General features: G+C 65.8%; 6 protein-coding genes. 5 read left to right on the top strand and 1 reads right to left on the bottom strand.

What is annotated here, in order from left to right:
• Position 1: 1 nt before the first annotated feature.
• Positions 2–2,854, bottom strand: coding sequence for a helicase-related protein (locus tag C2868_RS08535; protein ID WP_103663174.1), 2,853 nt, complete (start codon positions 2,852–2,854; stop codon positions 2–4).
• A gap of 274 nt (positions 2,855–3,128) precedes the next feature.
• Between C2868_RS08535 and C2868_RS08530 the strand changes: the two genes are divergently transcribed.
• From C2868_RS08530 to drmB, 5 genes are all read left to right on the top strand, one after another.
• The gene (locus tag C2868_RS08530; RefSeq protein ID WP_181003404.1) at positions 3,129–7,184 is read left to right on the top strand and encodes a sacsin N-terminal ATP-binding-like domain-containing protein; all 4,056 of its coding nucleotides are present in this window, start codon (positions 3,129–3,131) and stop codon (positions 7,182–7,184) included.
• Between the two features lie 5 nt (positions 7,185–7,189).
• Complete coding sequence (locus C2868_RS08525) at positions 7,190–8,734, top strand: hypothetical protein (protein ID WP_146048031.1); 1,545 nt, start codon at positions 7,190–7,192, stop codon at positions 8,732–8,734.
• Positions 8,735–8,779: 45 nt separating this feature from the next.
• A protein-coding gene (locus C2868_RS08520) for an IS3 family transposase (protein ID WP_100809984.1) occupies positions 8,780–10,017 on the top strand; the annotation gives its coding sequence in 2 pieces (ribosomal slippage) (positions 8,780–9,065 and positions 9,065–10,017; 1,239 coding nt in all).
• A 37-nt stretch (positions 10,018–10,054) separates the two neighbouring features.
• Positions 10,055–11,404, top strand: a complete 1,350-nt coding sequence (locus C2868_RS08515; RefSeq protein WP_103663159.1) for a helicase-related protein — start codon at positions 10,055–10,057, stop codon at positions 11,402–11,404.
• A partial coding sequence (gene drmB, locus C2868_RS08510) for a DUF1998 domain-containing protein (protein WP_103663158.1) occupies positions 11,397–13,140 on the top strand: 1,744 nt, incomplete at its 3' end. The genes C2868_RS08515 and drmB, both read left to right, overlap by 8 nt.

Raw genomic sequence — 13,140 nt, 5'->3', positions numbered from 1 at the left:
CTCAGTTCTCCTCGGGGACGATCACGAGCAACGGTCGGGCGAGGCGCCGCGCGGGCAGCATCGTCCGTGCGATCTCGGCCTCTTCGCGCACGCGGCGGGTGCGCTCGCGGACCTCGGCGCGCTGCACGAGGTCTCCTGAGGCATCCACCCACTCCTGCACGCGATCGGACCACTCGCTCACGCGGCGACGCACGTCTTGTGCTGCGGCCTCGGACGTCAGGCGCAGGTGCTCCTCGGCGGCGTCGACGGCCGTCGGGATGAGCTTCTGCAGGTCGTCGACGTCGGCGACGGGGGAGGGGTTGCTGCGGTCATGAGTGACGCCGAGCTCATCGAATGCCTCGGCGGCATCCGCGAAGGGCTGGACCGACGTGCCGGACACGGCGACGAGGTTGGTCGCGATGACCTGGCCGCGCTCGTTTGTAAGTGACCCCAGGACGAGGACCGTCGGTGCGAAGACGTCGCCGCGCACGACGAAAACCTCATCTCGGCCGAGGCGGGCGAGGGTACGGTCGCCCGCCCAGTCGAGCACCGGGTGCAGCGGGCCGAGGTAGTGTGCCTCGGGCCACAGACCCTTCTGGTTCGAGCGGTCGTCGCGGGCTTCCTTGAGCGAGGCCTGCGCGAGCGTGGGCGTGATCGCGAGCTTCATGTCGTCGACGACCCGGCGGTCGGCGAGATAAGCCTGGGGGAGCACCGAGAGGCGCTGGCGCAGGTCGTCGGTAGGGCTGAGTTCGACGAGTCCGTACCCGGCGTGCTCGCGCCACTCGACGCCGCCCGCGGCCTTCGATGCGGCAGGGGTCTCGAAGACTTCCTCGAGTGCCGCGGCCAGGTAGGCGGAATCCGACGGGAACAGCCCCGTGGTGATGCGCTCCGACACGGTCACCTCGGTCGCGGTGTCGGCGTGGTGATCGGCCTCGTCGAGGATGAAGCTCAGCCACGGGTCGTCGTCGTTCGCGGCGCCCGCGTCGGGGGTGGGGATGACGTCTTCGAGTGACTTGCCCTTGATGAGCGCGTCTTCGACCGCTCTTTCCTCGGCGGCGACGCTGTACGTTCCCATCAATGCGCCCGCGTCGCCGAGGGCGCCGTGCGCCTCGTTCTCGCGCTTGACCAGCGCCGTGAGCACGCGCACGTCGCCCGCGAACTTCTCGTGACTCGGGCGGAGGAGGAGCGTGGTGATCTGCGGTGAGTGGCGCTGCCCGTAGCGGTCGATGCGGCCGTTGCGCTGTTCGATGCGGATGAGACTCCACGGGATGTCGAAGTGGACGAGCTCGTGGCACTGGGCGTGGAGGTTCACACCCTCCGACGCGATATCGCCGGTGACGAGGATGCGGATCGGGCTCGACGAGAGCTTGAACGACTCGACGACCTCTTGCTGCTCCACGTCGGAGAGGCCGCCGTGGAGCACGGAGACCTGCTCGGGCTTGAGGCCGAGGTGCGCCTGGAGTTCGCGTTGCAGCCAGAGGAGCGTGGGGACCCGCTCGGAGAAGACGACGGCGCGCATGTCGGAGGCCTTCGAGACGCCGATGCCCTTGAGGTATGAGACCAGCTTGCCGAGCTTCGCGGACGTGCCGGCCTCGCTCGCCTGGGCGAGCACGAGGAGTCGGTCGAGCGCCTCACGCTCGCGCTGCTGCCCGTCGGTGCGCTCGTCGCCGAGCGTGCGGATGCGGTTGCGCACCGACTCGACCAAGGCGGGAGGGCTGGAGAGATACGCCTTCGCGAGCGTCCACGGGAACAGGCCCTTGTTCTCACCCGAGTACGGGCTCGTGCGCGATGCGGGGTAGAGCCAGACCTCCGCGAGCTCGTGGGCCACGGCATCCTCTTCCGGCGATGCGTCGACGAGCAGGTGCTGCAGCTCCTTGCGTTCGGCCCAGTCGTCGCCGACCTCGCGCGCGACCTCGGACGAGTGGCGGTGGCGCCGCACGACGAGTCGGTCGAGCGCTGTGCGATCGATGTCGCCGTCCGGTCCGACTGCCGTGGGCTCGAGTAGTCGGACGAGCTCGGCGAAGGACTCCTTGCTCCCGTTGTGGGGGGTGGCCGACGCGAGGATCAGCGCCTCGGTGTTCGGCGCGAGCACACGGGCGAGCGCATTGTTCTGGGTACCGGAGCCGGTGAGGTTGTGCGACTCGTCGATGACGACGGCATCCCACTGGTGTTTGCGCAGGTGGTTGAGGTAGCGGTCCTGTTTGAGGGTGTCCATCGAGATGATGACGCGCTTGTAGAGGCTGAACGGGTTGCGGGTCGCCGGCAGCTTCTGGCGGACGCGCTGGATGCCGACCGAGTCGAGGCGTACGAAGGGTAGGGCGAAGCGCGTCCACATCTCGAACTGCATCTGCTCGAGGACGTGCTTCGGCGTGACGACGAGGATGCGTTCGCCGCGACCGCGGCGAACGAGCTCGGACAGGATCATTCCTATCTCGATCGTCTTGCCGAGACCGACGGTGTCGGCGAGCAGGATGCGGGGTCGCAGGTTGTCATTGCTCAGCGCCTTGCGGACGGCGGAGCGCTGGTAGCTGAGGGCGTCGGTGAGCATCTGCGTCGAGACCGAGAAGCGGCCCTCGCCGAGCGGGATCGGCGTCTTTCGGAGCGTGGACTCCAGCCACAGCCGGCTGCGGCGGTACCTGGGAGAGTCGTCGGCGCGGACCTTCGTCCCGCGTGGGTCATAGGGGACGATCTCGTCGAGGTGCTCGTAAAACGCGGCGCGTGTATCGCGGACGAGCTCGGAGAGGCCCGTGACTTCGATGAGGAGGCCGTCTTGGGTGGGCGATGCGTTGGTGACGAGCCAGTCGGCGTCGCGGACGCGCACGAGGGAACCCGGCGCGACGTCGAGGCCCTGCCGAGGGTCGGTCGCCTTCGTCACCACTCGCTCACTTCCCGGCCACCGGTGCGGCTTGACGGCGGACTCTACTGATCGTAGCCACCTGTTCTGCAGGCGCTGCGCGAGAAAACGCCACTATTGAGTATGCATGGATTGGAACCAATAGATGAGAGCGTTCTCACTTTTCCGTATGCTCGCGAATGGATGCACCGACGCAGCCGCATAGCCGATGTCGGAGGTCATCCGTAACGTCTGTCGGCTGGGCTCGCGGCTCAGCGTGGACCGGACAGGTCCGCTGTTCGGGAGGAGAACAGAGATGAGTTGGCCGCAGTTCATGGATCCCGCTCTGCAGGGATACATCGAGGAGCGTCAGGCAACCGCGCTCAGGACGTACGAGAACGATCCCGATCTGCTGCTGGAGCATGTGCGGCAGGAGGACAGTTTTCGTACAGGGGGGTACGGGACGCGGCAGATCAGCGAGCTGCTGCAGAATGCGGTGGACGCGATCGGTGCGGGCGCGTCGACCGGCATGGTCGAACTGCGTCTGGCCGATGGTGCGCTGTATTGCGCCAACGAAGGGGCTGGATTCACGCGTGACGGTGTTCGCGCCGTCACCTACGCGTTCCTCAGCACGAAGCGCGGAGAGGAGATCGGTCGCTTCGGTCTGGGCTTCAAATCGATCCTCGGCATCACCGATCACCCGCAGATCTACAGCCGCAGCATCAGCTTCGAGTTCAACGCGCCGGATACCGCTGAGCTTTTCGCCGGTGTCCCCGCTGAGGGGAAGCGCCTGCCGCTTCTCCGCATCCCGACGGTGGCCGATCCCGCACGGGCAGCGGACGAGGATCCGAACCTCGCCGAGCTTATGTCGTGGGCGACGACTGTGGTCAAGCTCCCACTCGTCCGTGAGGGTGAGCGACTTCGCAATGAACTCGAGAAGTTCGAGGTCGAGTCGTTGCTGTTCTTCAAGCCGCTCGACCGGCTAAGGATCACGATCCAGGAGGCACCCGGAGCCACGCCGATCTCGCGCGATTTTCTTCGAGAGGGTCATCCTGACGCAGGCGAGGTACGCCTCATCGTTTCGGGCTCGGAGCCGGTGCGCTGGCTTTACGCGGAGCGCACGTATGAGCCGACGATCGATGTGGCGTCAACGTTGCCCGAAACATTGCGCCGGGCATCCATGACCGTGTCCTATGCAGTGCGACCCGAGGGCCGTGCAGGCGTCGGTCGGTTGTGGGCGTGGTTCCCGTTGATCGACGAGACGACGGCGAGTGGCATCTTCAATGCGCCGTGGCAAGTCAACGATGACCGGACGTCTCTGATTCCAGGATCGCCATTGAACAAGGCGATGCTGGGCGTCGCGGCGGACCTGTTCCTCGACGTCGTCACGCGCGCCGCCACGCCCGCCGATCCGGCAGCGCATCTGGACCTGTTCCCTGCGCGCGGGAAGGAGGCGAGGAGCAATGCCGACAGATTCCTCTCCGTCGCGGTTCCCGAGCGGGCGACCCGACGTCCGATGATTCCGGACACGACGGGTGAGCTTAAGGTCCCGGCCTACTTTGAGCGGGTGCCCGATCTGCAGAAGACGCCGATCACCCCGGGCGCGGCCCGCGCGTGGCAGGAGCGCGCTCCGCGAACGACCATGCCGCATTGGCAATGCTTCACGACAGCGACTCGGCGCCTCCGGCTGAGGACTCTACTGGGCGGGACTGACGAGGAGCGTTCGACGAAAGAAAGCGGAGTGGCGGCGTGGCTCGAAGAACTCGCTCGGGCCGGCGCGCCCGACGATGTCGAAGCTGCGATCTCGATTGCCGCGGCGCTGACGCCCGTTTCCGCAGAGATGAAGATGGCCGTCGGCTCAGCTCCGGTCGTCCCGCTCGACGGCGGCGGGTGGGCGCGCATCGACGCCTGCGCTGCGGTGCTGCTACCGCTTGACGGTGCCGATGTGCCCATGGGTGTGCGGACAGTTCGGTCTGACATCGCGAAGCACGGGACGGTCGCCGACGACCTCAAATCTTTGGGTTTCCGAGTGGTTTCTGCAGACGAAACAGCGTCGGCCCTCGCGCACGATGTGTCGGACCGCTGGCAGGAGGATCAATGGTCGCGGTTCTGGGACGTGCTCGGCAGCGCCACCCCGGCAGTCGCTATGGCAGCCATCCAGCACGCCCGAGAGCGTGGCGTGGACATCCTCGTCCCTACCATGGCCGGAGGTTGGCGTGCTGCGCGTGAGATCGTCGCAGACCCGGGTTTCGCGAGGGCCGTGCCAGCGCGGCACTTCGACAACGCGAGGGTGTCCAGCGTCGCGCTTGTACGGGCGGCCGGGGCGATGGAAGCTCCGGTTCGAGGCTACCGGCTCGACCGTGACTCACTCCGACCTCTGTATGTCTCGGCGGTGGAGAACATGGCACGTGCACACCTGAAGCGCTCGGGTTTCAGCGATGTGCGCGTCGTAGTGCCCGAGGGCGATGGGGTGGGGCCTCTGGACGTCCTCGCCGACGAACTGACGGATCAAGAGCGGGTGTTCTGGTCGCGGGGCGTGCTGAGGATCATGCCGAGCCGCGAGATCACCCTCAAGGTCCGGATCGCATCGGGAAAAATCGCCGAGATCCCGGTATCCAGTTTCGAATGGTGGGCGGTTCGCAACTACGGCCGGCTTCTCACCACCCAAGGGGTCGTTCCGCCAACCGACGCCGTCTCGTCCCGGCTCCAACGTTTCGGCGCGTTCTTGCCCGTTGTGGCCGACGCAGAGCTCAGCGTCGTGCTCGGACTGCCGAGTGACCTCGCCGCCGTCCCTGCTCGACAGCTGTCCGCGTTCCTCGCCGTGGAGGGGTACACAATCGGCGCGGCCAGCGCGGATGCCTTCACCGATCTCGTCCGGGTATGCGCATCTCGCCCCGACGTGTTCGTTCCGGACTTCATCCCGGCTGTATCGAAGGGGACGGTGACTCTCACCCCGCGTCGTGAGGTCGCAGTCACAACCAAGCCGGGCGATGCCGCCGCCCTCGACGAAGCGTCAGTCGCATACATCCCGACGGACGGTGACTACGGCGAGCTCATTTCGCGGTGGGAGCTCCTCACCGCGGGCGATGCACTTCAGCAGTCACTTGAAGTCATCGGCGTCAGTGAGTCCACTCCCGTGCTCGACATCTACCCGAGCCTTCAGGGACGCGTGACGGCTCGGCTCAGCAGGCAGAAGGTCGCCCGAGCGGAGTCAATCTTCCGCGTTCTGCAGAGCATCCACGGCGTGTCTAGGCGGCGGCTCCATGCGGCGAAGCAGGACGGCGTCGTGATCGTCGATTCGTCTCTGGACGCGGAGCAGGCGCTTGAGCATCTGTCCCGCACGCTGGATCTGGGACTCACGGCCGACGATGTCAAAGGCGTCTTGCGCAACGACGAGGACGCGCGGCGAAGCGAACTCATCGAGCGCGCCCAGGTGGCGCGGAACAATGAGTCTCGTCTTCTCATCCTCGTCGGAGCAGACGTCCTCCGGCAGCGCCTGCCGAACGGACTGCTTCCGGCCGTCGAGTCTCGCACCGGGCTGCTCGGCGATCGGGAGGTCGCCGAGCTCTTCCTGCAGGTGCACGGCCAGGACGCAGTGCGCGCGCTCCGGGAGGACCTGACGGGAGTGGGCGTGCCCGTCCCTCGCCAGTGGGACGGTTCGTCCGCTGCGCAGAGCGCGGTCAAGCTCCTCGGGTTCGACACATCGTTCGCGGGTACACGCGAATCGCACCCGCCCTCGGTCACCCAGGTGCAGGGGCAGATCTTCCTCAACGAGTTGCACGACTTCCAGGCTGCGCTCGCCGAGCAGATCACCGAGCTCGCCACCACCGCTGATCCTGCGAGGAAAAGGGGACTCCTCTATCTGCCCACCGGCGCCGGAAAGACCAGGGTCACCGTCGAGGCGCTCCTCAGGCTGATGAAGGCCGGAGCCGTCGAGTCGCCGCTTCTCTGGATCGCGCAGAGCGAGGAACTCTGCGAGCAGGCAATCACGGCCTTCACCGAGGTCTGGCGGTGGATCGGCGATGAGCGCCCACTCGACATCAGTCGCTTCTGGTCAGGTCACGAACTCGATGAGTCGAACGAAGAGTTGCAGATCGTCGTCGCCATCGACGCGACGCTGCTCAGCCGGCTCGGTGAACCGCATTACGGGTGGCTGACCCGCCCGGGCATGGTCGTCATCGATGAGGCCCACACCGCGGGGACGAAGACGTACACCGACATCCTCCGCAACCTCGGACTCACGGCAGCGCGCACCGAAAGGCCCCTGTTGGGGCTGACCGCGACCCCGTTCCGCGGCCGCAACGAGGAGCTCAACCGACGGTTCGTGGAGCGGTTCGGATCGAACCGGCTCGAGCGCTCGATGTCAGCGTGACTGAGGTGGAAGATGAGGACCTCGGTATCAACATCACGGGTGCATTCGGCTGGGCACCTCAGTCCATGGGGGTGTCGTTCGTCCACTCGGGAGATGTCATCGCCGTTAACCTCCGTGCAGGTCTCTACGCGAAGGTGGACGGCGACGAAGATCACTGGCAACGTCGGCAGCTGGCCGAACGCGAGATGGTCGACATCACGTCAAGTGGCAAACGCGAGGTACTCGACGGGCGGGCGCGCCTCTCGTGGCGGTCTCGTCACCACGCGGGCAAGCGACTTACGACGGTCTCGTTGTCGAACGCCCGAGAGGTCGCAGCGGGCGAGGCGAAACGGCACACGGACTTGTGTCTGTTCCAGGCCTCGATGTCGTGTATTGACGATGGTGGGCTGTCGCCCTACCCGCAGGGTGATGTCCACGCGTCCGCTGAGGACCGCGAACTTGCGTTCCGCTATCGCAACAAGCCGTCGTTCGCGATCGGGCACGGAGTCGCTGTGGACTGGTCCCCGACCGAAGCGCCCACGACCGTCACGACCACCGTCCTTCCTGAAGCTGAAGTCGGTGCCATTCGTGCCAAGGCAGGGTCCGGCGACGTCTATCGGATGCGATGGCTTGCGGACGAGTCGGTCCCCGCCGAGGCCTACGCCGCCGGCCTGGCACGGGTGGTCGTGGACTATCGCGCCTGGATCACCGAACAGCGTCTCGAAGCGCAGAGGACGACAGGTGTGTTCCGTGACCTCGCGGCCGACATCGTCGACCGTCAGGAGCGAGCCGCCCGGCGCATGGAGGAAGGGATCGCTCTCCTGGAACTCGAACCCGCTGTCCTCACCGCGTTCCGCATGGCGAACACCGCGATGAGATGGCAGATGCTCCGCCAAGGGCGATTGGTGGAAGAGGACGTGCGTTACGGTGCGCGACTCGACGCCGACCGTGGGGATGACGAACCGCAGTGGCGGCCTTTCCAGTTGGCGTTCATCTTGAGCGCCCTCGCGTCGACCGTGGATGAAGACCATGTGGACCGCGAACTCGTCGATCTCATCTGGTTCCCAACCGGCGGTGGCAAGACTGAGGCGTATTTGGGGCTTGCGGCGATTGAGATGATCAGGCGCCGCCTCGTCCGTGGTTATCACGGCGGTGGGCTCGCCGTTCTCACCCGCTACACCATGCGGCTCTTGACGGCTCAGCAGTTCCAGCGCGCCGCGACGCTTATCTGTGCCCTGGAGCTCATGAGGGCAGACGACGAGCGGTTCGATGAAACCCCGGAGTTCTCGATCGGGCTCTGGCTCGGTAACACCACCACGCCGGGGACCTACAAGCAGGCGCAGAAGGAACTTGGGGTCGTCAGAGGGCAGAGCAAACCGGAAAATCCGTTCCAACTCCTGGATTGCCCCTGGTGTGGGCACCCGATTCTCCCGCCGCGGCACACATCGAAGGACGGCGCCTACGGAGTGCGGGCATCGTCGAGCTCGTTCGAGTTCTTCTGCCCGAACGACGTGTGTCCGTTCCACGACGAGCTCCCCGTGCAGGTGGTGGATGAGGGGCTTTATGACTGAATCGGCCTGACTTTCGTTCCGTTCTTCAAGCAAGGATGGAACACGATGAACAGGAAGTATTCGCCGGAGATGCGTGAGCGGGCGTTGCGGATGCTCGCGGAGACGCGGCCGTCGCACCCGACGATGATGAGCGCGGTTAGGCATGTGGCTGGGCTGCTGGGGATGAGCCCGGAGACGTTGCGACTGTGGCAGCGCCGGGCCGAGGTCGACGCCGGTGTCAAGCCCGGGCTGACGACGGACGCGGCGGTGGAGATCAAGCGGCTGCAGAAGGAGAACGCCGAACTGCGCAAGGCCAACGAGATCCTCAAGGCTGCGAGCGTGTTTTTCGCGAAGGAGCTCGACCGCCCCTGACCGAGATGGTCCGGTTCATCGATGAACACAGGGATCGTTTCGGGGTCGAGCTCATCTGCCGGGTCCTCAAACCGGCAGTCCAGGGCTTCCTCACCGCGCGCGGCTACCGCGCCGCTGTCAGCCGTGCGGCGTCAGCGAGGCAGCTGCGCGACGACCTGCTGGTGCCGGAGGTCGCTCGCCTACATGCGGAGAACTACGGCGTCTACGGACGCCGGAAGATGCACGCACTCATGCGGCGGCAAGGGTGGGAGATCGGTCGCGATCAGACCGAACGGCTCATGCGGCTCGCCGGGGTGGAGGGCGTGAAGCGGTCCAAGCGGATGTTCACGACGAAGTCCGACCCGGCAGCGGAGAAGCCGAAGGATCTCGTGCAACGCCGGTTCACTGCCCCCGGCCCGCGCCGCCTCTGGGTCGCTGACGTGACATACGTCGCAACATGGTCCGGGTTCGCGTATGTCGCGTTCGTCACCGATGTCTATTCGCGTCGCATCGTGGGCTGGAACGTCGCAGCCACGCTCAAGTCCGACATCCTGCCACTACGGGCGCTCGATATGGCCGCCTGGGACGCCGGCGGACGCCTCGACGGCCTGGTTCATCACGCCGATCACGGATCGAACTACCTCGCCGTGGTCTACACCGATCGGATCGAGGAACTCGGCGCGAAACCCTCCACCGGGACCGTCGGCGACTCGTTCGACAACGCCCTCGCGGAGGCGGTCAACGGTCTCTACAAGACCGAGCTGATCCGTCAGCGCGGCCCCTGGCGAACCGTCGAGCAGGTCGAGCTAGCAACCCTTGAGTACGTGTGGTGGTGGAACAATCAGCGCCTCCACGGCGAGCTCGACATGCGCACCCCGATCGAGGTCGAAGACGCGTACTACGCTGACCTGGAATCAGCCAATCCGGCACCTGCTGGACAAGGCTCCCGATAGGAACGAAAGTCAGGCCGATTCAGACAGCCCCCCGACCATGCTGGTCGCCACCGTAGACAAGCTCGCCCGCCTCGCGTGGATCAAACAGGGCGCGAAGCTCTTCGGCACCGGCGGTGTCTCTGATCCCCCGTCTCTGGTCATTCAGGACGAGCTGCACCTGCTGTCCGGGCCACTCGGGACCATCGTCGGGGTCTACGAGGCGGCTATCGGTGCGCTTCTGCGGTGGCGCGGCACTGCGCCGAAGACCGTGGCCTCGACGGCGACCACCCGCGCGTCAGTGCAACAGGTGCGCGAACTGATGGCGAAGAGGGTGGAGTCGTTCCCGCCGTCGGGGCTGGACGCAGACGACAACTACTTCTCCGAACCCGATCCGGAGTCGCCTGGCCGCCGCTATCTCGGCATCATGCCCCAGGCGCACACGCCGTCCTGGGCCGTCGGTCAGCTGTCGGCCGAACTCCTGAACGCCCCGCAGGCGGCCAACCTCATCGGCCCTGCGAAGAACGCCTACTGGACGCTGGTCGTGTACCACAACAGCCTTCGCGAGTTGGGCCGCACCGTCACCATCCTCCGCGACGACGTACCGTCGAACCTCGTCCGCCGTGAGAAGTCCGAAGGATCAGCCCGCTCTCTCGGCTCCGACGGGGTCCACGAGCTCAATGGCAACGTCGACTCGGCAGAGCTCATCGCGCTCCTGCAACGTCTCGAGAAGGGGCCTGAAGATTCGCAGGTGCTCGATGCGCTCGCGACTACCAACATCATGTCCGTCGGGATCGACGTGAGCCGGTTGGGTGTGATGCTTCTGAACGGACACACCAAGACGACGTCGGAATACATCCAGGCGACGTCCCGAGTCGGGCGTGGAAAGACACCGGGGCTCGTCGTCACGATGTTCCGCTCAGGCAAGCCCCGTGACCGATCGGTCTTCGAGTCGTTCGGCTCCTATCATCAGGCCTACTACCGATTCGTCGAACCGTCCAGCGTCGCCCCGTGGTCCCTCCAGGCGCGACGTCGGGCTCTCCGCGCAGCGCTCGTGATCCTCGTGCGACACGGCGCGAATCTGTGCGACAACAGCGACGCGTCGATGTTCGACCCTGATTCGGCGGGAGTCAAGAAGGCCGTGAAGTTGCTCAAGGATCACGTCGCGGTTGCCGACGTGCGGGAGAAGGGTGCCGTGGCACGAGAGATCGATGACGCGGTGCTCGACTGGGTGGACGCGCGAAACCGGGTTCAACAGGAGGGCAAGAAGCTGCTCTACCAGTCGCGTGATCAGGACGAACGTCTGATGAGGCAGTTCACCGATCCGGGACGCGGATGGCCCGTGATGAACTCGATGAGGAACGTCGACGAAGTGGTGCGAGTGCGAGCGAACGGAGAGCGTCGTGGTTGAACCGGTGGTGAAGACGGTGCGTGCGTCGGAAACGGTCTCGCCATACGGTCCCGGTGCCATTGTGGACATCCTTGGCCAGTCGTTCATGGTTCCGACGGGGGACAGGTGGCCGTCGACCAAGGTGCGGCGCGCCGTGAACTCTGACCGTCTCGCCGAGGCTTTGGGCGTCGACGATCTGTGGGCGGCGCCGACCACGCACACCCCAGAGAACCAGAAGACCCCCGGACTTGAGTTCGAGCGGTTCCCTTCGTGGCTGTTCTGTCAGGTCTGCCGGCGCATGATCCAGTGGACCCGTTCGATGGAAACAGGCGGAATCCCCATCTGCAAGGAGACCGGGTGTGACGGGCGTCTGGTACCGATGCGCTTCGTCGCCGTGTGCACGGCGAAGAGCCATATCGCGGACATCCCCTGGGTCGACTGGCTCCACAGGGGCTCAGACGGCGACTGCAAAGCGCCCGACAAACTGCGGTTCCAGTCGGCGGAAGGTCGCGCCGAGGGCCTGAGCAGCCTGCAGGTGAGTTGCGAACGATGCGGCCGCCGTCGATCGCTGGGCGAGCTGCGGAGGGACGTCTTCGCCGTCGAAGGCTTCACCTGCCGCGGGAAGCAGCCGTGGGAGCGCGATTGGGGCCTGTGCGGCAAGCCGATCGATCCGCAGCAGCGTGGCGCAACGAGTCTCCACTTCGCTGACACGATGAGCGCGATCGACATTCCCATCGTCGACAGTCGGGATGAGATCGACCTCGAGAAGCTTCGCGGGCACGCGTTCTTCACCGCGTTGCGCGCCGCGACGGACGAATCGCAGCGGGTGATGTTGTCCGGTCAGATCGCCGTCGACACCGGCATCCCGGTCGCCGCGGTTTTGGCGCACGCCAACCCGCCGGGTGACGGGGGGATCACCGACATCCGCGCCACCCGCAGCAGCCTGCAAGCGGATGAGTATGAGGCGTTCGTCGCCGCCATCTCCGAACGCTCACCGGTTGCGGACTTCCAGACCCGCGCCGTCAAATTGAGGGCCGACCGTGGTGATGTCGGCGACAACATCGCGCACTTGATCTCCGACGTGGTCCTTGTGGACCGGCTGCGGGATGTGCGAGCCGTCATCGGGTTCCGCCGGTATACGCCCGACGCGGAGCTCGTGTCGGCTGTGCCGTTCTCTCCTCACGAGCGCAAGTGGCTGCCCGCCATCGAGGGGTATGGAGAGGGCGTCTTCCTTCGATTCTCCGAGCAAGCCGTGCGTGCCTGGGCAGCTCAGGATGCCGTGCAGAGTCGCGGGTCGACTGTTCTGAGCCATCAGAACGCATCCATGCTCGGCGGGCGCCTCCACGTGGTGTCGCCGGAATACATGCTCCTCCACACTTTCGCGCACCTGCTCATGCGCGAACTGACATTCGGCAGTGGCTACACCGCTGCCTCGATCCGCGAGCGGATCTACTGCGAATCAGACGGCGACTACGGCGTCTTCATCTACACCACGTCATCGGACATCGAAGGAACGTTGGGCGGACTTGTGCGACAGGGCGAACCCGATCTGCTTGTCGATGCGATCGTCCGGGCTTTGGAGCAGGCCGCCTGGTGCCCGAACGACCCCGTATGCATCGAGTCGGAGCCGCAGAGCATCGACGGCCTGAACCTTGCCGCTTGCCACGCCTGTTGCCTGGCCCCCGAGACGTCGTGCGAATCGCAGAATCTTCTGCTTGACAGGGCGCTGATCGTGGGAAGTGACCGAGGTCAAGTCC

The sequence above is a fragment of the Microbacterium sp. CJ77 genome, from assembly GCF_002911615.1.
Lineage (GTDB): Bacteria > Actinomycetota > Actinomycetes > Actinomycetales > Microbacteriaceae > Microbacterium.
This window is presented reverse-complemented; position numbering and strand designations above follow the sequence as displayed.

Coding starts and splice junctions, on each gene's coding strand:
- C2868_RS08530 (WP_181003404.1), top strand. CDS start 3,129: ATGAGTTGGCCGCAGTTCATGGATCCCGCTCTGCAGGGATACATCGAG.
- C2868_RS08515 (WP_103663159.1), top strand. CDS start 10,055: ATGCTGGTCGCCACCGTAGACAAGCTCGCCCGCCTCGCGTGGATCAAA.